Here is a 26,439-nt window from a genome sequence, read left to right on the forward strand (position 1 = left end):
GATGGATTATAAAAAAGTTACAGCAGCGGATATCACTTTTTTAAAGGAACTGATTCCGGCTGAACGCATTTTTGTGGGCACCGAAATTGGTGAAGATTTCAGCCATGATGAATTGGCAACCATTCATTCTTATCCAGAAGTTTTGATTAAGGTAAAATCGACAGAAGAGATTTCAAAAATCATGAAATTCTCCTATGATCATAATATTCCGGTGGTCGTGCGAGGCTCCGGTACCGGCCTGGTTGGCGCTTGCGTTCCGTTATTCGGCGGAATCATGCTGGAAACCACCCTGATGAACAATATTCTTGAGCTGGATACGGAAAACCTGACGGTAACGGTCGAACCAGGGGTACTCCTGATGGAACTGTCAAAATTTGTGGAAGAAAGTGATCTTTTCTATCCCCCGGATCCCGGCGAAAAATCGGCGACGATTGCCGGAAATATCAGTACGAATGCCGGCGGGATGCGGGCCGTAAAATATGGGGTCACCCGGGACTATGTCCGCGGGCTGACGGTGGTACTTTCCAACGGCGAAATTATTGAGCTGGGTGGAAAAATTGTTAAGAACAGCTCGGGCTACAGCTTGAAAGATTTGGTTATTGGTTCAGAAGGAACGCTTTGTGTCATTACCGAAGCCATTTTAAAGCTTTTGCCGCTACCTAAAAAGACCCTGAGCTTATTGATTCCCTTTGACAATATTGGGGCCGCTGCCGGAATTGTGCCAAAGATCATCAAATCTAAAGCGATTCCTACAGCGATTGAATTTATGGAACGGCAAACCATTCTATTCGCTGAAGAATTCCTGGGCAAAAAATTCCCGGATTCCAGCAGCAACGCCTATATCCTGCTAACTTTTGATGGCAATACTAAAGAACAGGTAGAAGCCGAATATGAAGTGGTGGCTAATCTCTGCTTGGCAGAAGGTGCCAAGGATGTCTTTATTGTCGATACCGATGAACGGAAAGATTCCGTTTGGTCGGCCCGGGGCGCTTTTTTAGAAGCAATCAAGGCGTCCACTACTGAAATGGATGAATGTGATGTGGTGGTGCCAAGAAATCGAATCGCTGAATTCATTGAATTCACCCATGACTTAGCAAAAGAAATGGATCTGCGGATTCCGAGTTTTGGACATGCCGGAGATGGAAATCTTCATATCTATGTATGTCGGGACAAACTGGGCCAGGAAGAATGGAATGCAAAACTTGACGAAGCGATGGGTCGTATGTATACAAAAGCACTCACCTTCCATGGCTTGGTTTCAGGAGAACACGGCATCGGCTATGCTAAACGGCAGTATCTTCTAAATGACTTTGGAACTGAACATCTGGCTTTAATGGCCGGAATCAAACAAACCTTTGATCCCAAAAACCTACTTAATCCTAAAAAAGTATGTCAGATGTAGGTGGAGTATGAATGATATTGTACTTTTCTTAATCGCATTAATTCCGGTATTATGGCTGATTGTTTCTCTGGGGATCTTAAAGATCCCCGGACACAAAGCCTGTCCCATTGCCTTGGTCATTACCATTATCTTAAGTTTGCTGGTATGGAAAATGCCGGTGGTGGATAGTCTTACCGCGGCGTTGGAAGGCGGAGCGATGGCCATCTGGCCGATCATGCTGATCATTGTCGCAGCTGTTTTCACTTATAATCTGGTCACGCATACCGGAGGAATGGAAACGATTAAAAAGATGATGACCACGGTTTCCACGGATCAACGGATATTGGTATTGATTATTGCCTGGGGCTTTGGCGGATTTTTAGAAGCCATTGCCGGGTTTGGAACAGCGGTAGCCATTCCCGCCAGCATTCTGGCAGCACTTGGGTTTAATCCGGTGTTTGCCGCTATTATTTGTTTAATTGCCAACACGACCCCAACCGCTTTTGGGGCGATCGGTTTACCGGTGAGTACCCTGGCACAGGTTACCGGACTTAATGTAAACGATCTATCCTTCACCATTGCGATTCAACTTTTTATTATGATTGTCGTGGTGCCGTTTATTCTGGTTATGTTCACGGGCAAAGGAATTAAAGGACTTAAAGGTGTTTTCTGGATCACCCTTTTTGCCGGAATTTCCTTTGCATTGCCGCAAATATTTGTGGCAAAGTTTTTAGGGGCCGAGTTACCGGCAATTGTAGGATCCGTCTTATGCATGGCGGTAACCATATTCATTGCCAAGGTCTTTTATAAAGATACTGCCTCAAAGGATCAGGAGAAAATTGATCTAAAAACGGCGGTGATGGCATGGCTGCCATTCATATTGGTGTTTATGATTATTATTCTTTGTTCCTCATTATTTCCAGCAATTAATGGCGCTTTGTCTCAGGTTAAAACATCGGTACAGATCTATACCGGCCCTCACGGAAAGCCTTTTACATTCCTTTGGCTGGCAACTCCCGGGACACTGATCATTTTTGCCACTTACCTGGCGGGTCTGATCCAGGGCGTGAAATTTGGGGTAATCAGTAAAATTCTCGGAAACACCATTAAGCAGATGCTTAAATCAGCGATAACCATTATCTCCATTGTCGCAGTAGCCAAAGTAATGGGTTATAGCGGCATGATTGGTATCATTGCAACCATTTTAGTTTTACTAACGGGAAGTTACTATCCGCTGATTTCGCCGTTTATCGGAGCGATGGGGACTTTTGTAACCGGCAGTGATACGTCAGCCAACGTTCTTTTTGGTGGCCTTCAGGTGGAGGCGGCCAAGGCTATCGGGATTAGTCCCTATTGGCTGGCAGCAGCCAATACAGCCGGTGCCACGGCCGGAAAGATGATCTCGCCCCAAAGCATTGCTGTGGCAACAGCGGCGACTGGAATTATTGGCAGCGAGGGAAAAATATTACAGACCACACTTAAAGTTTGTCTGGCTTATGTTGTTGTGATTGGGTTGGTTGTGTATTTTGGAGCACCGCTCATCGAAGGCCTTTTGAGTACCTTCCGTTAGAATTTTAATTAAAAAAAATATAAATTGTTTCAATCAAATAAAGGGCATTAGGGGAGAACGCTTTCCTCTGATGCCTTTCTTTTAAAAGAAAGAAGGAAAAAATGATGAAAATAAGTTTGCCTTATGGAAAAGAAAAGCTGACTGCAGATTTAGATGAGTCCATCTTAAATGGTGTCCTGGTATCACAAATTGAGAATTATGATCCTCAAAAATCACAAATTGACATCGTCAAAGAAGCGTTGTTAAATCCGGTCGATTCCCCAGGACTCAGAGAACTAGCCAAAGGAAAGAAGAAAGTCGTGATTATTGCCAGTGATCATACCCGACCAGTCCCCAGCAAGATCATTATGCCATTGATGCTGGCGGAAATTCGCGCGGGCAATCCCAATGCCGAAATTACCATCCTCATTGCCACCGGCTTTCATCGATTAACTACCAAAGAAGAAATGATTCAGAAATTTGGAGAGGCAATTGTTGAAAAAGAAAAAATTGTGGTTCATGATTCTGGCGATGCCGACAGCCTTGTAAAGATTGGGATTTTACCTTCAGGGGGCGAGCTGATTATTAATCAGTTAGCCGAAGAGGCTGATTTGCTTGTTTCGGAAGGCTTCATTGAACCGCATTTTTTTGCCGGGTTTTCCGGAGGCAGAAAAAGTGTGCTGCCGGGAATCGCCAGCCGGGTCACCGTTTTGGCCAATCACTGCGGCGAATTTATCGCCCATCCCAAGGCCCGAACAGGATGCATTGAGGGAAACCCGCTCCATATCGACATGCTTTATGCCGCAAGAGCCGCAAAGCTGGCTTTTGTCGTTAATGTGGTCATTAATTCTGAAAAAGAAGTGATCCATGCGGTGGCCGGTGATTGTGGCAGCGCCCATGCAAAGGGGTGTGAGTTTTTAAAAAGTCTCTGCAGAGTTAAGGCAATCCCCAGCGATATTGTTATCACCTCCAACGGCGGGTATCCTCTGGACCAAAACATCTACCAGGCCGTTAAAGGGATGACGGCAGCGGAAGCCGCCGTGAAGCCGGGGGGCGTTATTATTATGGTAGCAAAGTCAAATGATGGCCATGGGGGAGATTCTTTTTTTAATACCTTTAAAGATGAGAAAAATATTGAGGCAATGTCAGAGCGTTTTGAAAAAACACCAAGAAATGAAACCATTCCCGATCAGTGGGAAGCTCAGATTCTGGCACGAATTCTGTTAAAAGCGAAAGTCATCTATATTTCTGCGGCACCGGAAGCAATGATCCGCGAGTTTCAGATGACACCGGCAAAAGATTTAGCAGAAGCATTGTCAATCGCCCGAGAATACCTGAACAATGACCAGGCAAGAATAACGCTTATTCCGGATGGGGTAGCGGTGATTGTTGAATAAAGAGAAATTAAAGTGTAGTTATATTATGAGGGTTTCAGATAGCGGATATAACTGAGATTGAAAATGAAATAGAAAGAGCATATCGTCAAGAGGTGCTTTGGTCTAATAGAGAACATACTATTGGGTCAAAGGACCTCTTTGATTTTTTATGATGATAAGTTATAAAGGATCTTGAATGGAAAATAATTATTCAGTGCTGAAAAAATTTACACTTCATTCATAAGTATTTATAGCTTCCTAGATAAAAAAAACAAAAAAATAGTTCGCTTGTACCAAAAATGGGAGGATGCTTCTGTTAATATGAATTTATACATGAGAGAGGAGAAATTAAAATAGTGAAACTTTATCATATTTATTTGAGAATTAAAGGAGTATAATAGCGTTATATACAACAAAGATACTGAATTTAGTTGAATAAGAATCTTGTAAGGCATATGCATACAAAAAAAGAAAACGATTGTAAAAGTCGATGATCTTTATTAAAAGAAGGTGATAATTTGAAATACTTAGGTCATACAAAAGATGGTAAGTGTTTTACAGGAGAGGAGAATTCGCAAGAATTAATAACTCATCTCAAAAATGTGTCAAATTATGCTGAAAAGTTCGCAATGAGTTTTGATGCTGGTGAAATGGGTGCATTATTAGGATTGGTTCATGATCTTGGCAAATATCAAATAAATTTTCAGGATCGAATCAGAGGAAGAAGTAAAGTAAAAGTAGATCATGCCACATTAGGTGCAAAAGTACTAGCTGAAAGCTGGAAAGAAATGGGCTGGCTTCATGGAATGGTGGTTGCTGGTCATCATACCGGTCTTAAAGATAGTGGATGTGGGTCAAATATGGGAGATAATACATATTCTTCAAGAATTAATAATTATCAGGGCCAAGATACAGAATATAGTAATGAAATAAATATACCCAGTGATTTCAAACCTAAGATGATTAATTGTGATAATGAGACAATGAGTTTTGCCTTTGCAACCTATTTTAAAATGCTTTTCTCTTGCTTGGTGGATGCTGACTGGACAGACACCGAAGAATATATTACAGATATAAGCAGAGACAGTCTTCCGTATACAATTCAAGAATTAGATAAAAAATTAATTAGTGGTATACCAGCCAATAATGGTTCCTTTATTAATAATATTCGTGCAGAAATACTGAAAGATTGTCAGGAGGCTTCCCAAAGGGAACAGGGACTATTTACATTGACTGTACCTACTGGCGGTGGCAAAACATTGTCTTCTTTGTCATTTGCATTACAACATGCTTTAAAACATAATCTCAAACGGATTATTTATGTCATTCCTTATACCAGCATTATTGAACAAAATGCAGATGTTATTGCTAATATTCTTGGTAAAGAATTTGTTTTAGAACACCATAGCCAGGTTGATGAAACCAAGGGAATTCTTGGAGAAGATGATATTGAGGAAGATATAAAAAAAAGAATAAAGTGGGCCAGTGAAAATTGGGATATACCGATTATTTTAACCACAAATGTTCAGTTTTTCGAATCTTTCTTTTCAAACAAACCTTCAAAAGCAAGAAAACTACATAATATTGCAGAAAGTGTGGTTATTTTTGACGAAGCACAAATGTTGCCTAGAGAATTGTTATCCCCATCCATGTATGCCATTTCTGAGTTAGTCACAAATTATAAAGTAACAGCGATTTTGTGCAGTGCAACTCAACCGGCAATCAGTCAATATAAATATGAAAAATTAAAAATTTCAGAAATCATAGGCAATCCAGGAGAACTTGCAAAGAAATTAAAGCGTGTGGAATATGAAGTGATTGGTAAAAAGAGTGATGAAGATATTTTGGAAATGTTTGCTGAGAATAGAAAAACACTCTGTATTGTAAACTCCCGTAAACATGCTTACGCACTTTACAAGTTAGTATCCGAGGATGAACGTTTTAAGAATATTTATCACCTCAGTACCTTGATGCACTGTACAAATCGGCGTGAAGTGCTAAAAAAAGTCAAAGAAAGACTGGAAAAAAATGATGATGTTATTTTAATTGCGACATCATTGGTGGAAGCAGGAGTAGACATCGACTTTCCTGTTGTGATGAGAAGTATTGCTGGGATAGATAATATTATACAGGCAGGAGGGCGAGCCAATCGGGAAGGAAAATTGAAAAAGGGGCGGGTTTTAGTATTTGAACCGACAAGTGATGCCGGAAAGATACCAAAAGTCATCCAAAGCATGGCCAGTCTTACAAAAGAGGTGATCGCAGTATTAGGCGAAGAGGCTTTTGAAATGAAAGGGGTAACAATGTATTTTGAAAATTTATATCATGCATCAAGTTCTGATAATATTTTAGATTCAAAAAATATTTTAGATGAATTCGAAATTAAAGGAAACAGTTATAGATTTAATTTTGAAACAGTAGCAAAAAAATACAAAATCATTGAAGATAATACAGAAAATATTATTATCAACCTTTCAAAGGAATCAAAGGAATTAACTGAAGAATTACGACAGCATATATTTAAAAGGGTTAGCACTAGAAAACTGCAACAGTATTCGGTTTCTATTTATAAAAATGAATATCAAAAATTATTAGAAGAAAATGCACTAGAAGTATTAGATAGTGGTTTTAATATACTCAATAATAATCAGTACTACAAAGGTGAAACAGGGTTAGATATATTCACAGATAATAATAAAAATGCAGAATGCAGTATAATTTAGGAGGATTAAGTATGGGTTATGGTGTGAAAATTCGGGTTTGGGGCGATTATGCATGTTTTACACGTCCAGAAATGAAAGTGGAAAGGGTGAGTTATGACATGATGACTCCTTCAGCTGCCAGGGGCATTATTGAAGCAATTTATTGGAAACCGGCGATAAAATGGACTATTGATAAAATTCATGTAATTAACCCAATTAGGTTCACAAATGTTCGAAGAAATGAAGTATCAGAGGTTGCAAAATTAGGAAGCATCAAAAAAGCAATGGATCAATCAGAACCTTATCACATCATTGCTCCGGAAAATCGACATCAACGAGCAGCTCTTATTCTTAGGGATGTTGAATATGTAATAGAAGCACATTTTGATTTAAATAAGGAGAAGGCTGGGGAAACTGACACTGTGGAAAAACACTATAATATTGCGTTAAGGCGATTAAGACAAGGACAGTATTTTCATCATCCTTCATTGGGTACCAGGGAATTTGGTGCATCCTTTGAACTGATTGAGGATGAAACGGCTGTACCAAAAAGTAAAATTATCGGAGACGTTGATTTGGGTTATATGCTATATGATATGAACTTTACGTTGGATGAGAGTAAAACAAAACAAACCGTTAATCCGAGCTTTTTCAGAGCTAAACTTGAGGATGGAGTGTTAAATTTATCAAAAGTTAGAAATGAGGTGAAAATTTGATTTTAAACGCATTATGCGACTATTACGACTTGCTAAGTCAACAAAAGGATATAGATATTTGTCCATTTGGTTTTCAAAATATACCAGTAAGTTATGCTGCAACATTATCAGAAGAAGGAGAATTATTGGATATAATATCCTTAAAAGAATTAAATAATAATCGATCTCAAAGCTTTAAAATGCCAATAAGTATGAAGACTTCAAGCATTTCATCATCACCGGTTTGTGATAATTTTGAATATATTTTTGGTGTTGGTGGTGAGAAGGGTGAAAAAGCAATAGAGAAAACGAAATTCGAAAAGGCCAAGAGTTTGCATTTAGAAATGTTTGAAGAAGCAAGCTCTTCTGAAGGAATCGCAATTAGAAAATATTTCGAAAATTGGGATATCGATAAGGCTTGGGAAAATGATTATATCCTAAAACATTACTCAGATAAAGGAAAAGCCTTTTCAGGAAATGTGGTTTTTAAGTTTTTGGGGAGTAAAAAATATTTTCACGAACAGCACGAAATCACTGAAATCTGGAAAAAACAGAATGAAGAAAAATTAAAAGAAGAAGGAATGGAAGTAGCACAGTGTGCCATTTCTGGTGTAACAGCACCAATTGCACGTTTGCATGACAAGTTTAAAGGTGTAGATGGGGCAAGCACTATGGGAGCATCATTGGTATGTTTTAATAAGGATGCAGATGAATCATACGGTTTAAAACAATCAAGAAATTCAGCAGTCAGTGAAGAGGTTGCGTTTAAATATTATACTGCTCTTCAATATATGCTTTCAGACAGAGAACAAAAAATTCAAATTGGTGATGCAACCACTGTTTTCTGGGCAGGAAAAATAGAAAGCGCCTATACCAATATATTTAAAAGTATGATGAACAATCCGGAGGCCATTGAAGAGGACATAGTTGCTGAGGATGTAAAAACAAGAGAAAAGATAAAGAGTATTTTGGCAGATGGTTCAAAAGGAATATACAATGATACGGAACTCGATTCCAACACGAAGTTCTTCATATTAGGCTTATCACCCAATGCCGGGAGATTATCGGTCCGTTTTTTCTATAGGGATACCTTTGGTAATTTTTGTGACAAGATTAAACAGCATTATGATGATATTTCGATTTATGGGGGGGGAAGCGGAAAAGATCATATAAAAATATGGAGTCTTTTAAATGCTACCATCAGCTCAAAAAGTAAAGATAAAAAAGTAAACCCACTTTTAGGTGGTGCAGTGGCCCGTTCAATTTTCACAGGAGAACAGTATCCACAAATCTTATTAAATCAAACCATCATACGGGTAAAAGCTGAAACACAGATAACCCAGCCAAGGGCTTCAATTATCAAAGGCTATTTAATAAGAAAAAATAGAATTCAAAAAAAGAAGGAGGAATTAACAATGTATCTTAATGAAAAATCGACAAAACCGGCCTATGTATTAGGAAGAACATTTGCAATTCTTGAAATGATTCAAAAAAATGCACTTGGTGACAGTATTAATTCAACAATAAAGGACAAGTATTTTGCTTCAGCCTGCGCCAATCCTTCATTAGTATTTCCCAATTTATTAAAATTGACCCAGCACCATTTGGCGAAAATTGAGGGGAATTACTGGGATATAAAGTTGGGAGAATGCTTGAGTCTTATAGAAGGCGATACGTTTCCAAAAATATTAGACATGGAAAATCAAGGGCGTTTTATTTTAGGTTATTATCAGCAAAATCAAAAAAATTATGAAAAAAGAGAAGTGAAAGTAGAGGCTTTATAATGGAAGATACCATGAAATTTGAAAATGCAATTAAAAACAGATATGAATTTGTGGTTTTATTTGATGTAGAGAATGGAAATCCAAACGGCGATCCTGATGCAGGAAATATGCCTAGGGTTGATGCTGAAACCGGTCATGGTCTTGTTACGGATGTTTGTATAAAAAGAAAAATCAGAAATTATATAGAGTTAGTAAAGAATGATACACCAGGTTATAAAATATTCATAAAAGAAATACTTAATGATAAATTAGAAAATGCTTACGTAGAAAAGGGACTAACAAAAGAAAAAAAAGGTGACAAGGATAAAATAGCAATAGCACAAGGTTTTATGTGCGAAAATTATTTTGACGTAAGAACTTTTGGTGCAGTTATGAGTACTGGTGATTATCCTTGTGGTGTTGTGCGGGGGCCGGTTCAAATTAATTTTGCAAAGAGTATTGATCCGATTGCCACTCAGGAAATAACTATCACACGAATGGCTATAACAAATCAAAAAGATGCAAGTAAAGGGACCACTGAGATGGGCAAGAAAAGCTTTGTACCCTATGGTTTGTATAAAGCAGAAGGTTTTGTTTCTGCAGCATTGGCTCAGAATGTTACTGGTTTTACAAATATAGATATTGAATTATTGTGGGAAGCAATTATTAATATGTTCGAAAACGATCATTCAGCGGCAAGAGGAAAGATGGTAGTACGTAAACTGATTGTTTTTAAACACGAAAGCTTTCTGGGAAATGCACCATCCCATACTTTGTTGGAAAGAGTACAAGTAAAACGAATTAATCAAGATATTCCAACAAGAAAATATACGGATTATGAAGTGAAAATTGATAAAAGTAATATGCCGAATGGTGTAACAGTGGATGAAAAAATTTGACGAAGGAATTGAAAGATTGCCACTATCTTCATTAAAACAGTATATATATTGTAAAAGAAGATTTGCACTTATGTATCTTGAATGTGAGTGGGGGAATAATTATAAAATTGTCGAAGGTGATTTGTTACACCAACGTGCAGATGATCCAAATTTCAACGAAAAGCGGGGAGCTATTTATATAAGCAGAAGTGTGCCAATTTTTTCAAATAAATTAAATCTTTATGGAGTTGCTGATATTGTTGAGTTTATTCAAAACGAAAAGGGTATTAAGATACCAAGAAAAAAGGGCCTTTGGGAAATAAATCCAGTTGAATATAAAAATGGGAAACCAGAAAAAAGTAATGCAGATAATTACCAATTATGTGCGCAAGTTATGTGCCTGGAAGAAATGTTTCAAACTGAAATTAAAAGTGGTGATATCTTTTATGGAAAAATTAAAAGGAGGGTAACAGTTGAAATAACCGAGGAATTAAAAGAGGAGGTGAAAGTACAGGTGAAAAATATGAATGATTTGCTTTTAAATCAAAAGGTTCCGAATAAATCTAAAGATCAAATCTGTAGTTTGTGTTCATTAATCAATACTTGTATTCCATCTGTATTTAATAAGCAAAAAAAGTTAAAAGATCGGATATCGATACTGATGAAAGAAAATTGACATGAAAAAATTACTCAATAGTTTATATATTACAACCCCAAACTCATATCTTTCACTGGATGGTGAAAATCTTGTTGTTTTGTTGGAAGATAATGAAAAGTTTCGGTTGCCGTTTGTTAATATTGAAAATATTATCTGTTTTGGTTATATGGGGGCTAGTCCTGCATTAATGGGCAAATGTGCTGATAATAACATATCCATAAATTTTTTAAAACCCAATGGCGAATACTTGGCTAGAATTGTTGGTAAGACAAAAGGAAATGTACTACTTAGGAAAAAACAATATACATTAAGTGAAAATGAAGAATTTTGTTTGAATATATCTAAAAACATTATTGCAGCTAAGCTTTGCAATAGTAGAATGACTTTGGAGAGAACAATAAGAGATAATTTCGATAAAATAGATACATCGAATCTAAAAATAACATCAAACTATATTGCTAATAATATTGATAGAATTTATGAATTTAATGATTCTGATCAATTAAGGGGCTTTGAAGGAATTATTGCAAGAAATTATTTTTCCGTTTTTAGTGATATGGTATTGGCTCAAAAAAAAGATTTTAGTATGATTGAACGTTCAAAAAGACCGCCATTAGACTTCTTAAATTGTATGTTGTCATATCTTTATACAATTCTTTCATTTGAAGTTCGATCGGCGTTGGAGACCGTAGGATTAGATCCTTATGTTGGTTTTATGCATACTTTAAGACCAGGTCGACCATCGTTAGCACTTGATTTAATGGAAGAATTGAGAGCATATATGGTTGATCGAGTTGTATTAACTATGATTAATTTAAAGCATATAACGAAAAAAGACTTTCAAAAAAAAGAAGGTGGCGGTGTATTAATGACCGATGATGGAAGAAAAAAAATACTTAAATGTTGGCAGGATAGAAAAAAAGAAATAATTATGCATCCATATATTAAAGAAAAAATTGAGATTGGGTTGATTCCTTATGTACAAGCACAGTTGCTGGGTAAGTATTTACGTGAAGAGTTACCGGAGTATTGTCCGTTTTTAATGAGATGAGGTGGTTTTATGTATGTTATAATCGGCTATGATGTGAGTACGATGTCGGCTGAAGGAAGAAAACGACTAAGAAAAGTCAGTAAAGCTTGTCAAAATTATGGACAACGAGTTCAAAATTCACTTTTTGAATGCTGTATTGATTATGGTACATTTTTAAAATTGAAAAATGAATTAGAAAAAATAATAAATAAAGAAACAGACAGTTTGAGATATTATTATTTAGGTAATAATTGGGAAAAAAAAGTGGAACATGTGGGTGCGAAACCATCATTCAATCCACAAGATATTTTAATAATCTAGTGGTGTTTTGCGAACCCCAAGCTAACATTGTTTTCTATTCTATAGAAAGCTGGATATAATCAGATTCTTAAAAATAAAAACTAAAAATAAACAAAAAACTAGTCCGCCTCAAAAAGTCGTGAAACGGCATAGATACAGCATTTTTTATCTAATTGCAGAGTCGCGCTCCGCATGGGGCGTGTGGATTGAAACAAATATAGAATCAAAAATAGCGAAGAAAATGACAGTCGCGCTCCGCATGGGGCGTGTGGATTGAAACTACTATAGTAGCATTATAAGCGGCTCCCATTGGGTCGCGCTCCGCATGGGGCGTGTGGATTGAAACTTCATTATTAGCGACTCTAACATGGGCCATAAGTCGCGCTCCGCATGGGGCGTGTGGATTGAAACCATTATAGGGATCTAATAAAGCCTGTACACTCTCAAGTCGCGCTCCGCATGGGGCGTGTGGATTGAAACTTCTATACTGGTCAACTAAAGGTTGGCAGGTCTTGTCGCGCTCCGCATGGGGCGTGTGGATTGAAACTTAGACTGCCCTATGTTGTTAGTTTATTCTACGTCGCGCTCCGCATGGGGCGTGTGGATTGAAACCTCTAGGACAGTTTGGTACAGATACAGGAGTTAGTCGCGCTCCGCATGGGGCGTGTGGATTGAAACTACTTTGTTTAGTGCATCATCAATCAGCTTAACCGTCGCGCTCCGCATGGGGCGTGTGGATTGAAACTCACCTCATAATCTTTAAATATTGAATCATTAAAGTCGCGCTCCGCATGGGGCGTGTGGATTGAAACATTTAGCAAGTATGGCATTAAAAGAATATGTAAAGTCGCGCTCCGCATGGGGCGTGTGGATTGAAACCAATCGGTGGTACAGCAATTGCATTATCATTAAGTCGCGCTCCGCATGGGGCGTGTGGATTGAAACGTGACATTACATAGGTTACTTATTGTTTGTTGTTGTCGCGCTCCGCATGGGGCGTGTGGATTGAAACTATAATAAAACTTTGGTTGCTCCACCATCGTTTGTCGCGCTCCGCATGGGGCGTGTGGATTGAAACACCGCTGATACAATTCTGCTTGCTTCATCTCGTGGTCGCGCTCCGCATGGGGCGTGTGGATTGAAACTTAATGAGATATATCAACCACAAGGATTTGTCGGTCGCGCTCCGCATGGGGCGTGTGGATTGAAACTGCTCATGGTAGAAATATGAATATTGTTGTCAAGTCGCGCTCCGCATGGGGCGTGTGGATTGAAACATCCCATGCCTGTTGAACTTCCCATTTCGTACTGTCGCGCTCCGCATGGGGCGTGTGGATTGAAACTAGTAGGAAGACCTAAAACAGAGGTGGAGGTGTCGTCGCGCTCCGCATGGGGCGTGTGGATTGAAACTAAAATAGGTTACTGTGTTGAATGCCACCAAACGTCGCGCTCCGCATGGGGCGTGTGGATTGAAACTTTACCGCCATTTTGAAAGAAACCATACACTGAAGTCGCGCTCCGCATGGGGCGTGTGGATTGAAACTCTACACAAATAGTATATTATGGTTAAGTTTGTGTCGCGCTCCGCATGGGGCGTGTGGATTGAAACATCAGAACAGTACTCTAACCTATTGAGTTACACCCGTCGCGCTCCGCATGGGGCGTGTGGATTGAAACTATTAAGACCTGCTACCCAATCATTGATGTTATGTCGCGCTCCGCATGGGGCGTGTGGATTGAAACTACATATATCAATAAAATCACTAGGCTGTTCTCGTCGCGCTCCGCATGGGGCGTGTGGATTGAAACTAGTAGGAAGACCTAAAACAGAGATGGAGGTGTCAAGTCGCGCTCCGCATGGGGCGTGTGGATTGAAACTTATAACACAATAACCTAATTCCCCACATTTTCGTCGCGCTCCGCATGGGGCGTGTGGATTGAAACTGGTAGAGGTGTCCATGTAAATGATTGTGTATCTGTCGCGCTCCGCATGGGGCGTGTGGATTGAAACTTATAGTAAGAAACTCTTCTTCTATTTGATAGGTGTCGCGCTCCGCATGGGGCGTGTGGATTGAAACATTCCTAAAGACTCCATTACCTCACGTTCGTTTTGTCGCGCTCCGCATGGGGCGTGTGGATTGAAACTAATACTAACCTTGATGAATACAGAAAGATTGTAGTCGCGCTCCGCATGGGGCGTGTGGATTGAAACTATTGTAAAAACTCTTTCTGCCATCATATTCACGTCGCGCTCCGCATGGGGCGTGTGGATTGAAACCATAGTTTTACCTCTCATTATAAAATTTTTGCCTGTCGCGCTCCGCATGGGGCGTGTGGATTGAAACCATCGAGCCTTTTTTCAGTTTTCGTAACGGCGTCGTCGCGCTCCGCATGGGGCGTGTGGATTGAAACTCCGCGAAACTCATTATTAATACCTCCTAGTTGTCGCGCTCCGCATGGGGCGTGTGGATTGAAACAACATATAACAATAGCGCTTGCATTTCAGTTAATGTCGCGCTCCGCATGGGGCGTGTGGATTGAAACGTGTGACTGAGGTTTTGGTATCAACTGTAGCCCGTCGCGCTCCGCATGGGGCGTGTGGATTGAAACTTTCATCCCCAAAATTACCTGATGGTATAATAAGGTCGCGCTCCGCATGGGGCGTGTGGATTGAAACCTGACAGTAATTCAATGAGAACAATTCCTGCATGTCGCGCTCCGCATGGGGCGTGTGGATTGAAACTCACCTGTTGTACCAGCTGTTACACCATTACTAGTCGCGCTCCGCATGGGGCGTGTGGATTGAAACAAAAAGCCTACATCTAAATCATAGTTAGAATACGTCGCGCTCCGCATGGGGCGTGTGGATTGAAACTCATCTAAGTGGGAAGAGTCATTTACATTAGTAGGTCGCGCTCCGCATGGGGCGTGTGGATTGAAACTCTTCCCACGTTTTACCTTCCCCCTCCATTGTAGGTCGCGCTCCGCATGGGGCGTGTGGATTGAAACTATCAAAATCTGCCATCGGAGTAATAACGCCATCGTCGCGCTCCGCATGGGGCGTGTGGATTGAAACGTTGATGTTTAACGCCTTTCGTGATGCAGCAATGTCGCGCTCCGCATGGGGCGTGTGGATTGAAACTATGGGTAACCCTGCTTTCTTGCAGGCCTTGTATAGTCGCGCTCCGCATGGGGCGTGTGGATTGAAACACGAAAACAAGACGGCGATGAATTTTATACTGAGTCGCGCTCCGCATGGGGCGTGTGGATTGAAACTACATAAATTTCTTATGGGACATAATATTTTTGGGTCGCGCTCCGCATGGGGCGTGTGGATTGAAACAAAAAATTCAGTATCATGCAAGGCGATCTCCCCGGTCGCGCTCCGCATGGGGCGTGTGGATTGAAACAGCTCTTATTGGCTCTCCCGTCCATCTGATTTCGGTCGCGCTCCGCATGGGGCGTGTGGATTGAAACCTGCCGATTTATAGGCAATATTACAGGGTTGATCGTCGCGCTCCGCATGGGGCGTGTGGATTGAAACACGAAATTTGGATATTTTTCAAGCAAATCCTCTAAGTCGCGCTCCGCATGGGGCGTGTGGATTGAAACCTAACTCTTCGATCACCTTATCCAGTACCGCCAGGTCGCGCTCCGCATGGGGCGTGTGGATTGAAATTTCTTGTCTTTATACTATAGAAACAACTCGCATAATCTCCGTGAATAATATTTCGCAAATTTATAAAAAAAATATAGATATGAGGAGAAAACTGATAGCACTATTGTCGCTAGAATTTGATTTTTTCACTTTGTCAAAACTCCGATTTGCTGTTCTTTAATTGCTATTATTCTTGACAACTTTAAAATTAAAGAATAAAATGGCTCTACAAGTAAACCATTACAATAGAATAACACAGGGCAAGAGTTTAAGAGATGTTCGTATAATACTGCCGTTACGCCGGACCGGAATTTTCGGGATTGCGCCCTTTGTATGATGCGGACTTTTTTCATGTCAAAGAAAGGAAAAATTTTGAAAAAGAAAAATTCTGGTAAAGAAGACTTTCAAAAACTACTAAAATCCCACCCGGTTATTCCATCGGTCCATCAGAGAAAAGAATTGCTTTATGCGATGGAAGAAACGAGTGTTGGCTGGATTATGTTGAAATTAGGGGATGTCAATACGCTGCCGCGGCTGGTTAAGCTTATTCATCAATCAGGCAAACGTGTGATGGTTCATCAAGATTCCATCAAGGGAATTGCCAGAGATAAGATGGGGATTCAGTATATGGGCAATTGCGGAGTAGATTGCGTGATTACGATGAAATCCCCCTGTATAAAATATATTAAAGATGCCGGAATGCTTGCGGCATTCGGTTTTTTTATCATCGATTCAGATGCTTATCGTTCCGGTTTGATGAACATCAAAGAATGTGACCCGGATGGTGTCATTCTGATGCCAGGGACGATTCCGGAGCAGATTATTAAGGCGATTGCCGGGGAAACAACGGCACCCATTATGCTGGGTGGATTGATGACAACAGAAGAGCAAATCTTAAATGCCGTTCGCATTGGCGCCACTTCAGTTGCAAGTAGCAATCCTGAATTGTGGAACTTCAGTGCTTAAAAAAAATATCAAATATTGTCATCCAAACTAAGAATTAAAAAACTGGTTTAGTTCAGTATCTCAGCAACGGCAGCCATGATCGCTTCGAAGCGGCTGACGGGCCAGGCGCTTCGGGTGAAAAACAAACCGTCCACATTTTCAAGAAGCGCATAAGGTTTGGCGTTATCGATATTGACGCTGCCGCCATAAAGAAGCGGTATGTCTGCTCCCAACTCGCCATAAAGTTCAATCATAATATTTCTCAGATGATTATGGATTTCCTCGACATAAGAAGCTTCGGGAGGCGTTCCGCTGTCGCCGATTGCCCAGACGGGTTCATAGGCTACCCAGAATTTTCCGATGGCATCGGAAGGCACATTCTTCAGGGCGATCTTCAATTGTTTGGCCAGCATTTCTTTGGAAACGCCGTAGTTTTTGTCCTCCCGCTTTTCACCGATGCAGATGAGCGGGGTAAAACCGAAATTTAATGCGGCCAGCGTTTTTAAATTGACCGATTCATCCGTTTCATAAAGATGCTGCCGGCAATCGTTGTGACCGAGTAGGGCAATATCGATACCGATTTCTTTGAGCATCACCGGTGAAATTTGTCCGGTGAACTGTCCGAAATCCTCATAGTGCATATTCTGCGCGCCCAATTTCAGAGCGGTATTTTCAGCAACCATGAGCTCCTTCATTTTCCAGAGATGCGTAAAAGGCGGGATAATGAAGAAATCGATCTGGGGATAGTTCTTGATCGTCGCCATCAATTCGGATGTGTAAGCGAGACCTTCAGCCGTTGTTTTATTCATTTTCCAGTTGGAACCTAATAAAAATTTTTTCATAACGCCTCTATTTCATATGCGTTTTTTCCAGGGTTCTCATTTTTTCAACTTTTTGTGTTGATCCACCGCCCTGGAATTCGCTTTTTAACCATGCTTCTGCAACCATTTTGGCATGTTCAACGCCAATGACACGAGCGCCCATGGTCAGTACATTGGCGTCATTGCTTTTTGCAAGCCGTTCCGCAGAATAGACATCATGACAGGTGCCGGCGAAAACCCCGGGCACTTTGTTTGCCATCATAGCTACGCCCAAACCGGTTCCACAGAACAAAAATCCGCGATCAAATTTATGATTGCTGATCGCTTCAGCCAGGTTAAAGGCAATCTCCGGGTAATCACAATCGTGAGTTGAAGAATATTCTAAATCAGTGATATCATAGCCAGCCGTTTTTAAATAATTGAAAATCTGATTTTTAAAATCGATGGCCGCATCATCACAATCTACAGCAATTCGCATAATTATCCTCCTTAGAATGATTGATTTTGTTTAAGGTATTCTATCAAACGATACGGTAATATTATGGCATAGATATGTTGTTTTGTAAAGAATGCAGGGGTTGGGGTCAAGTTGGAAATTCGAAAGAAAATTGATTGATCAATAGAAACCGCTAGCTCAATATTTGCATGGATAAAGAGACAATGGAGGGGATATGGAAAAAAGCCAACGGGTAAAAATCACGAATAAAAACGGACTTCATACCAGGGTTGCCGCGATGGTTGTCAGGCAGTCTCAAAAAATCGAAAAAATGTGGAACTGCCAGCTTTATCTGAGGCGCCTGAATTCTCATTCAGGTGTTCCCTGCAATAGTGTCCTGCCGCTGGTATCTTTGAAATTGAAAAATGGCGAGATGGTTGAGGTGTACACCGATGAGAACGGAAGTGAGGAAGCGGTTTTCGGGCTGGCCGATTTTATCAGACAGATATCAGAACTTGAAATTCCTGAAACGGAGGCAGTCGATACAATTCTCCAGGAAAACACACTGGCCAGTGAAAAAATATTTGAAAGTATCAACAACGGCCTCATCGCAATGGACAGTAATGGCAGCATCAATATTTTCAATAAAGCGGCAGAAGAAATCACCGGAATAAAGGCGAGCGATATTATTGGAAAAAAAGGAGACGAATGGGTTCCCAATTTCAATTTAAAGGATCTGTTAAATACAAAAAAAGAAAAACTTGGTTTAAAACATAAAATCGGTAAAAAATGGGTAATAACGAACAAGAGTCCCATTATTGTCGATGAGGAGGTTGTTGGCGGCGTCGTGGTGTTTCAGGATATTTCACAGATAGAAGAATTATCCTGGGAACTTCATAGTGTTAAAGAGTTGAAGGAAAAGTTCAACACGATTCTGGAAACGGTTGACGATGGCATCTGCATGATCAATCGAAACCGGGAGATTACTTATGTGAATCTTCCTTTTGTGAGAATGTTTAAAAAAGAAGGAATCCAGGTTTTGTCTCGAAAAATACAGGATTTGTTTCCGGAAGAAAAATTTCGAGATGATTTTTTCATGGGCAAAGATGAGATCATCATCGTTACGAAGGGCGGACGGGAATTTATTATGCATGCCCGGCCGATTGTGATTGAATCCAAATTTACCGGAAATGTTGTCGTGGCGAAAGAGCTGACGGAAATTGCCAAGCTGGCAGACCGGATTGAACTGCTGTCGGAAAAGACGCGCTTTCTTCAGGATGAGCTTGATAAGAAAGAGAGCCTTAATCCCTCCTTTAACAATATTGTTGGTAAAAGCGGGGCCTTGATGGAGAGCCTGACGGTGGCGTCAAAAGCGGCCCGAACTGATGCAGCGGTCCTGATTCGGGGGGAAAGCGGCACCGGTAAAGAACTGGTGGCGAGAGCCATCCATCGGGGCAGTTCAAGAAACAAAAAACCTTTTGTCGGAATGAATTGTGCGGCCATCCCCTCAAATCTTTTGGAAAGTGAGCTTTTTGGTTATGAAAAAGGAGCATTCACCGGAGCCTATAAAGAGAAACGGGGAAAATTAGAAATAGCGAGTGGCGGAACGATTTTTCTGGACGAAATTGGCGATATGGATAAAGCCATGCAGGCCAAGCTGTTAAGAGTGCTGCAGGAACAGGAAATCGAGAGAATCGGTGGCATCGAACCTATTAAAATTAATATTCGGGTGATTGCTGCGACCAACAGCCCGCTTGAAAAAATGATGGAGGAGGGGGATTTCCGCCGGGACCTGTATTATCGATTAAATGTGATAACCGTTATGCTTCCGCCTTTGTGGCAGAGAAAAGGCGATATTCCAGTTCTGGTGGAGCATTTTACCGAGAAAATAAGCAAAAAGTATGATTTGCCGAATTGTACCATTAAGAAAAGTGCATTGATGGCATTAGAACAATACCGCTTTCCCGGAAATGTCAGAGAACTTGAAAATATTATCGAGCGGGGAATGACATTATCGAATAATGAGTGGATTTCCATTGACGATCTGCCTAATCATTTAAGGGATGAAGTGAATGATAAAAAGAAAAACAACCGTCCGTTTGCATTGGATGGGGATAATCTCCCCACACTTGAAGAAATGGAACGGGAACTGATCGGATTGGCCTTAAAAAAACATGGAAGTTTCAGGCAGGCAGGTTTGGCTTTGGGATTGGATCACAAGACCATATCTGCAAAAGCGAAAAAGTATGACTTGAAATGAGCTTAGTTTGGCATGATAATTGCTATATGATAACGTATACCTATTGTAGAGGGTCGGGCTGTTGAGAAGCCTGACAGATACTTCTGGTAAATGCACTTTAAAAAGGAGGATGAATAATGACGGGCGTGATTATTGTATCCCACAGTGAAAAACTGGCAGAAGGTCTGAGAGACATTGCGATGGAAATGAATGATGGCAGCGTCGAGATCATTGCTGCCGGCGGCGCTGACGGAGGACGTATTGGCACCAATACGCTGAAGATTAAAGCCGCAATTGAGGCATTGGCAGACCGTGAGCATATTCTTATTTTCGTTGATCTGGGAAGCTCGGTTATGAGCAGCGAGGCGGCCATTGATCTTGTCGATGATGCGATTCAGGAAAAAGTTCATATCGTGGATTCTCCGTTAGTTGAAGGCGTTATTGGCGGTGTTGTCCAGGCGACAATCTGCAATGATCTGGACGAGATTTTAGCAACTTGCAGTGAAAGTGCAAGGATGAAAAAAGTATGCTAATTGGGGAATTTTCACCCGCTTGGGTAAAAACAACCCATGTCTGAAATCAAGATAAGCTTTGAATGGCTTATTCTGAGGATTCTATATTGGCATGGTTCTTGCTCTTTTTAGAAAACGTATACAAAATATATATTTTAGGAGGATAAAATGAAACGATTAATCAATGATCCCTATGATGTTGTAGAAGAAATGTTGGAGGGATACGTCCTTGCACACAAAGATTATGTGACATTGATCACTGAAGGTGAAGCTCAGGGTCGCGTGGTTCTCAGCAAGACTGCTAAGAAAAAAGACAAAGTGGGCGTTATCATCGGTGGCGGATCCGGACATGAACCATTATTTCTTGGTTATGTTGGAAAAGGTTTTGCAGATGCTGCCGTTATCGGCAATATCAATACATCACCTTCTCCAGACCCATGCTATGCAACAGCAAAAGCAGTCAATACCGGAAAAGGATGTATTTATCTTTACGGCAACTATGCTGGAGATGTCATGAACTTTGACATGGGTGCGGAAAAAGCCGATGAGGAAGACGGCATCCGGGTTGAAACGGTTACCGTAACAGACGATGTTATTTCCTCCGAAAATATTGAAGACCGTCGCGGTATTGCCGGTATGTTTTTTGTTTTCAAAAGTGCCAGCGCAAAAGCCGATATGGGTGCAGATTTGGATGAAGTTGTAGCGGCGGCTCAGAAATGCAACAGTGTCACCCGCACCATGGGTGTGGCCATGTCATCGGCGACCCTGCCTTCCAAAGGAGGCCCGATTTTTGAAATGGAAGACGGCGATATGGAAATCGGCATGGGGATTCATGGCGAGCCAGGCGTACGACGTGGAAAAATTGAACCGGCAGATCGAGTAGTTGATCAAATTATGGAACCGATTTTAGCAGATCTTCCCTTTGCTAAAGGTGATGAAGTATATGTCCTTGTCAACAGCTTAGGCGCTACGCCAATTCTCGATTTGCATATTTGTTTTAGACGTGTTGCCCAGATTCTGGAAGAAAAAGGAATCACAATTTACAAATCATTAGTCGGCTCTTTCGCTTCGTCGATGGATATGGCGGGCATGTCGGTAACGCTGGTCAGATTGGATGATGAACTGAAAGAACTACTGGATTATCCCTGTGATGCTCCATATTTCACCCAGGTTTAATCACTTTTTTTGCCATTAGTCTAAACTTGAATAAACCGTTCGAATCGAAAAAAATAAACAGCTTAATAACAAAACCGGGCAGGCAGTTTTCTGTCTGCCCTTTAATCCATTGTCAGGAGAGAATGATGAGTGAATATATACTAAACAAAGACTATTTTATCAAGGTCATTGAAGACCTTGCCGTTTTGGCTGAAGAAAAGAAAGACTATTTTTCAGAATTGGATTCTGCCATTGGCGATGGTGATCATGGGATGAATTTGAGTATTGGCTTTCGTGAAGTAACCAAAAATTTGGATAGTTGGAAAGCAGAAGACATCAGCACCCTGTTTAAGAATGTCGGAACGGCCTTGCTGGATAAGGTTGGCGGTGCTTCCGGACCATTGTACGGCGGATTTTTTATGAAATTCGGCTTGCCTGTAAAAGGAAAAGAAGAAGTGACTTTTGATGAATTCATCGAGATGATGGAAACCGGTGTTGCCATTATCGAAAAGCGCGGAAAAGCCAAAGTGGGTGATAAAACGATGGTTGATACACTGCGACCGGCTGTGGATGCACTAAAGGCCGCTTATGTTGATGAAAAACTGGAGCCTAAAGAGGCGATGAAAAAAGCAGCCGCAGTCGGCTCAGCCGGTTCGGACTCGACGATTCCTATTATCGCCAAAAAAGGACGGGCCATGAGACTGGGTGAACGGGCAATCGGTCACCGTGATCCAGGTTCTGCTTCGAGTACCGCAATTCTGGCAATTTTTTATAACAATATGCCGTAAAGAATTTAATGAGAGCGGGATTTAGAAAAATCCGTGATCAACGGCGTAGACTGTAGATAAAGCGTCAAAGTAAGTATCGGAGACAATCCTGATAGTATTTGTCTCCGGTAGCGGCTTATCTGCAACCTTATAGTTTATTGAAAATGCTGAGGCGATAGCCTTGACAATTTTGAGATAAAGGAATAGAATGAAAAAGAAGTAAACCATTACAAGAGAATAACACAGGGCAAGAGGTTAAGAGATGTCCGTATGATACTGTGGGTACGCCGCACTGGGATTTCCGGGAGTGTGCCCTTGGTATGATGCGGATTTTTTTGTATAGAGAAAGGAAATACATTGAAAAGAAAAACGATCGAAAACAAGCTTGCCCTCATTAATGGAATCGGCATTACCATGGATGAGAAGAATCCCAACTGTCAGGGAATTTATATTAAAAACGGAAAAATCGAAGAAATCGGAAACACCGAAGCCATAAAAATGATGGCGGAAAAAGAAAATGCAAAGATAATTGATCTTCAGGGGAAGACCTTTTTACCAGGACTTCACGACTGTCATGTTCATATGATGAACACCGGTTTATCCGCGATCGGCATTGATTTATACCACTGTCGATCCATTGCAGAGATATTGAAAACACTGGCTGAAGAGCAAACATCCGACCCGGAGGAATGGATTTACGGCTATGGTCTTGATGAGTCCCGATTGCTGGAGAAAAGACCGCCGACCGCTCAGGAACTGGATACTCGGTTTAAAGAGCGTCCGATCTATCTGGCCGATCGGGGACTGCATTATACCCAGGTCAATACGGCTGCCATGGAAGCCATGGGGTTTCTGGGAACAGAAGAAGGGCTTATTAAAGACCAAGAGGGGAACGTCATCGGGAGGCTGCAGAGCAAGGCGAACAGCCATGCCCGAAAATTCTTTTTTGACAAAATGACAAGCGAACAGCGAGAAACGGCGATCCGGTACACGGCGGAGATAGCGGTGAAAGCCGGAGTGACCACGATCCATGCGATGGAAGGCGGAGATCTATCTTCGGATGAGGATATTCCGGTGTTCCTGGAATTAATGGACCGTTTGCCGGTGCATGTTGTGCTGCACTGGTGCAGCACGAAAATTGAAGAGGTCATTGAAAAAGGCCTCGGCGTCATTGGTACCGATATGTTGTTGGATGGCTCCATTGGCTCCCGAACGGCGGCTTTTGAGGAACCGTATTGCGATGATTCCAGCACCAAAGGTGAGCTATATTATAGCGATGAATGGATTATTGATTATATTGTTGCGGCCCATAAAAACAATCTGCAAACCGGATTCCACGTCATTGGACAGCGGGGCATCACCCAAGTTCTCGATTGTCTGGAAAAGGCGTTGAACCGGTATCCCATCGCGGATCATCGCTTCCGGCTCGAACATTTTGGCTTTCCGGATCAACGGGATATTCAGCGGGCGGCGGATTTGGGGGCGGTTGTTTCCACCCAACCGGCCTTCACCTATTTGCGGGGCGGCCCGGACAGCGTTTATGCAGATCGCGTTGGAGCAAAACGAAACCGTCGGGCCTATCCCATCCCGGAATTTCTGGAGGCGGGGCTTATTGTCAACGGCGGCTCGGATTCGAATGTCACTCCGATCAATCCGGTGCTGGGCATTCATGCAGCTGTTAATCCCCCCTATGTTCAGAATGCCATAAGCCCGTTTCAGGCACTGCGCTTATTCACCATTGACGGGGCCTATACTGCCAAAGAGGAAAAAATACGCGGGTCTTTGAGCCCTGGAAAAGCAGGGGATATCACCGTATTGTCTCATAATCCATTGGAAGTGTTACCCCGAAATATAAAAGATATTTCTATTGAAATGACCATTTATCAAGGAAATATTGTCTATCAAAAATAAAATATGGAGGAGAAAGATGAAGTATATCTTAGGAATTGATGAAGGCACCACCGGTGTAAAGGTAATGATTTTCGATAAGGCGGTGAATATTATTGCCCAGGCTTATTCGGAATTTACCCAGCATTTTCCCCAGTCCGGGTGGGTTGAGCATGATGCCGGTGAAATCTGGGATGTGACTATTAAAATGGTGGCAGAAGCCTTGAAAAATGGCGCTGTCAAACCGACGGATATTGAAGCGATCGGGATCACCAACCAGCGTGAGACAACGCTGTTTTGGGATAAGAAAACAAGTCAGCCGGTTTGCCGTGCCATTGTCTGGCAGGATCGACGAACCCTTGATATTTGTGAAGCATTGGAAGCAAAAGACGGAGCGGGAATTGTTGATCGAACCGGGATGGTCATTTTACCAAATGATGCCGCGACAAAAATCCGCTGGCTATTGGATAATGATCAAAAGGTGAAGGAAGGCGTGGATAACGGCGAGCTTCTCTATGGCACCATTGATAGCTGGCTGGTATGGAAACTCACGGGAGGCCGTGCTCATGTGACGGATTACTCCAATGCTTCCGTCACCCTGCTGCAAAACGCCCGAACTTTGGATTATGATGAATGGATTCTGGATGAGTTGCAGATTCCCAAAGAAATACTGCCTGAGCTGAGAACCTCCAGCGAGGTTTACGGTATGACGGATCCCGCTGTTTTCTTTGGTGCAGAGATACCGGTGGCCGGAATTCTGGGGGATCAGCAGGCAGCTGCTTTTGGGCAGGGCTGTCTTGAAAAAGGAATGGCAAAAAACACTTATGGCACGGGCTCTTTTATGGTCATGAATACCGGGGATGTATATGTGCCGCCTTCAGATGGTATTTTCTCTCCGGTTCTTTGGAGTGCAAAAGGCCGGACGGACTATGGTCTGGAAGGAATGGCCGATGTTTCAGGAGCCGTTATTCAGTGGCTTCGGGATGGGCTGAACATCATTGACAACGCCGGGGATGCTGAAAAATTGGCCCTTCAGGTGGAGGATAGTTTGGGAGTATACTTTGTTCCGGCGTTTGTGGGGCTGGGAGCACCTTATTATGATTCTTATGCCCGCGGCACCATTATGGGAATATCCAGAGGAACCACTAAACAGCATATCGCCCGGGCGGCATTGGAATCGATGGCTTTTCAGGTAAAAGATGCTTTCAAAGTAATGGAGAAGAAATCAGGATTCAGCCTGACAAAACTGAAAGCTGACGGCGGCGGTTCGAAAAGCAATTTCATGCTCCAGTTTCAGGCGGATATTTTAGGAATTCCGGTAGAGCGGCCGATCATTACCGAAACCACGACCCTTGGGGCTGTTTATGCGGCCGGTCTGGCGGTCGGATATTGGGACAGCTTTGAAGAAATCAACGAGTTCTGGAAAGTCGAAAAGCGTTTTGAGCCACAGATAAGTGATTCAAAAAGACAGGAACTGTGCGGATTCTGGGATAAAGCAGTCGAACGTTCGGCGGGCTGGTTGAAATAAGCGTTCAAATGACTCGGAAATACTGAAAATTTATCGAAAAGGTAGATTGTCTGAGACTGAAATTATACCAATAAAATTTATCATTTAGTTTATTCCTGGTGCTTATCAACACTATTTTTGGGTATTATAACAAAAATAGATAAGATAAATGTAAGGAGT

The 26,439-nt window shown here is 41.6% G+C and carries 19 protein-coding genes and 1 CRISPR repeat array; of the genes, 17 read left to right on the plus strand and 2 right to left on the minus strand.

Annotation, left to right across the window (positions count from 1 at the left end; all coding sequences use genetic code 11):
* Window position 1 precedes the first annotated feature (1 nt).
* The 11 genes from lctD (at window position 2) to FZC41_RS11355 (ending at window position 16,956) form a co-directional block, all read left to right on the plus strand.
* Entirely contained in the window at window positions 2-1,402 is a 1,401-nt protein-coding gene (gene lctD, locus FZC41_RS11305; RefSeq protein ID WP_148567519.1) for a lactate dehydrogenase subunit LctD, read from the plus strand.
* A 7-nt stretch (window positions 1,403-1,409) separates the two neighbouring features.
* A complete protein-coding gene (locus FZC41_RS11310) occupies window positions 1,410-2,951 on the plus strand; it encodes an L-lactate permease (protein ID WP_148567520.1) in 1,542 nt (513 codons plus the stop codon).
* Window positions 2,952-3,052: 101 nt separating this feature from the next.
* Window positions 3,053-4,327, plus strand: a complete 1,275-nt coding sequence (larA, locus tag FZC41_RS11315; RefSeq protein WP_148567521.1) for a nickel-dependent lactate racemase — start codon at window positions 3,053-3,055, stop codon at window positions 4,325-4,327.
* A 497-nt stretch (window positions 4,328-4,824) separates the two neighbouring features.
* Window positions 4,825-7,029 carry a CRISPR-associated helicase Cas3' gene (cas3, locus tag FZC41_RS11320; RefSeq protein ID WP_148567522.1) on the plus strand — a complete coding sequence of 735 codons (2,205 nt, stop codon included), beginning with the start codon at window positions 4,825-4,827 and terminating at the stop codon, window positions 7,027-7,029.
* Between the two features lie 11 nt (window positions 7,030-7,040).
* Window positions 7,041-7,724, plus strand: coding sequence for a type I-C CRISPR-associated protein Cas5c (gene cas5c, locus FZC41_RS11325; RefSeq protein WP_148567566.1), 684 nt, complete (start codon window positions 7,041-7,043; stop codon window positions 7,722-7,724).
* Window positions 7,721-9,487: a type I-C CRISPR-associated protein Cas8c/Csd1 gene (gene cas8c / locus FZC41_RS11330; RefSeq protein WP_148567523.1), complete on the plus strand. Its 1,767-nt coding sequence runs from the start codon at window positions 7,721-7,723 to the stop codon at window positions 9,485-9,487. Before cas5c ends, cas8c begins: the two co-directional genes overlap by 4 nt.
* The gene (cas7c, locus tag FZC41_RS11335) at window positions 9,487-10,365 is read left to right on the plus strand and encodes a type I-C CRISPR-associated protein Cas7/Csd2 (protein WP_243136707.1); all 879 of its coding nucleotides are present in this window, start codon (window positions 9,487-9,489) and stop codon (window positions 10,363-10,365) included. Before cas8c ends, cas7c begins: the two co-directional genes overlap by 1 nt.
* Window positions 10,352-11,020 (plus strand): CRISPR-associated protein Cas4, encoded by a 669-nt coding sequence (cas4, locus tag FZC41_RS11340; RefSeq protein ID WP_148567524.1) that lies wholly within the window; start codon window positions 10,352-10,354, stop codon window positions 11,018-11,020. The genes cas7c and cas4 overlap by 14 nt, the downstream gene beginning before the upstream one ends.
* 1 nt (window position 11,021) lies before the next feature.
* Window positions 11,022-12,053: a type I-C CRISPR-associated endonuclease Cas1c gene (gene cas1c / locus FZC41_RS11345; protein WP_148567525.1), complete on the plus strand. Its 1,032-nt coding sequence runs from the start codon at window positions 11,022-11,024 to the stop codon at window positions 12,051-12,053.
* 9 nt (window positions 12,054-12,062) lie between these two features.
* Window positions 12,063-12,353 carry a CRISPR-associated endonuclease Cas2 gene (gene cas2 / locus FZC41_RS11350; RefSeq protein ID WP_148567526.1) on the plus strand — a complete coding sequence of 97 codons (291 nt, stop codon included), beginning with the start codon at window positions 12,063-12,065 and terminating at the stop codon, window positions 12,351-12,353.
* 159 nt (window positions 12,354-12,512) lie between these two features.
* Window positions 12,513-16,011: direct repeats of the CRISPR family, unit length 33 nt; unit sequence GTCGCGCTCCGCATGGGGCGTGTGGATTGAAAC.
* A gap of 351 nt (window positions 16,012-16,362) precedes the next feature.
* A complete protein-coding gene (locus tag FZC41_RS11355; protein ID WP_170253963.1) occupies window positions 16,363-16,956 on the plus strand; it encodes a glycerol-3-phosphate responsive antiterminator in 594 nt (197 codons plus the stop codon).
* A gap of 47 nt (window positions 16,957-17,003) precedes the next feature.
* Here FZC41_RS11355 and FZC41_RS11360 read toward each other — a convergent pair whose 3' ends face one another.
* Both FZC41_RS11360 and FZC41_RS11365 read right to left on the minus strand, forming a co-directional pair.
* Window positions 17,004-17,777 carry a triose-phosphate isomerase family protein gene (locus FZC41_RS11360; protein ID WP_148567528.1) on the minus strand — a complete coding sequence of 258 codons (774 nt, stop codon included), beginning with the start codon at window positions 17,775-17,777 and terminating at the stop codon, window positions 17,004-17,006.
* A gap of 7 nt (window positions 17,778-17,784) precedes the next feature.
* Window positions 17,785-18,234, minus strand: coding sequence for an RpiB/LacA/LacB family sugar-phosphate isomerase (locus FZC41_RS11365; RefSeq protein WP_148567529.1), 450 nt, complete (start codon window positions 18,232-18,234; stop codon window positions 17,785-17,787).
* A 193-nt stretch (window positions 18,235-18,427) separates the two neighbouring features.
* Between FZC41_RS11365 and FZC41_RS11370 the strand changes: the two genes are divergently transcribed.
* The 6 genes from FZC41_RS11370 to glpK all read left to right on the plus strand — a co-directional run bounded on the left by FZC41_RS11370 (window position 18,428) and on the right by glpK (window position 26,280).
* Window positions 18,428-20,452, plus strand: a complete 2,025-nt coding sequence (locus FZC41_RS11370) for a sigma 54-interacting transcriptional regulator (protein ID WP_148567530.1) — start codon at window positions 18,428-18,430, stop codon at window positions 20,450-20,452.
* 116 nt (window positions 20,453-20,568) lie between these two features.
* On the plus strand, window positions 20,569-20,964 hold the full coding sequence (gene dhaM, locus FZC41_RS11375; RefSeq protein ID WP_148567531.1) for a dihydroxyacetone kinase phosphoryl donor subunit DhaM: 396 nt from the start codon (window positions 20,569-20,571) through the stop codon (window positions 20,962-20,964).
* A 147-nt stretch (window positions 20,965-21,111) separates the two neighbouring features.
* Complete coding sequence (locus FZC41_RS11380) at window positions 21,112-22,119, plus strand: dihydroxyacetone kinase subunit DhaK (protein WP_148567532.1); 1,008 nt, start codon at window positions 21,112-21,114, stop codon at window positions 22,117-22,119.
* 125 nt (window positions 22,120-22,244) lie between these two features.
* Window positions 22,245-22,886, plus strand: a complete 642-nt coding sequence (gene dhaL, locus FZC41_RS11385) for a dihydroxyacetone kinase subunit DhaL (RefSeq protein WP_148567533.1) — start codon at window positions 22,245-22,247, stop codon at window positions 22,884-22,886.
* 336 nt (window positions 22,887-23,222) lie between these two features.
* On the plus strand, window positions 23,223-24,776 hold the full coding sequence (locus tag FZC41_RS11390) for an amidohydrolase (RefSeq protein WP_243136708.1): 1,554 nt from the start codon (window positions 23,223-23,225) through the stop codon (window positions 24,774-24,776).
* Window positions 24,777-24,792: 16 nt separating this feature from the next.
* Window positions 24,793-26,280 (plus strand): glycerol kinase GlpK, encoded by a 1,488-nt coding sequence (glpK, locus tag FZC41_RS11395; RefSeq protein WP_148567534.1) that lies wholly within the window; start codon window positions 24,793-24,795, stop codon window positions 26,278-26,280.
* The last annotated feature ends 159 nt before the right edge of the window (window positions 26,281-26,439 follow it).

Origin of the sequence: Acetobacterium paludosum (assembly GCF_008086595.1) — a bacterium.
GTDB lineage: Bacteria > Bacillota > Clostridia > Eubacteriales > Eubacteriaceae > Acetobacterium > Acetobacterium paludosum.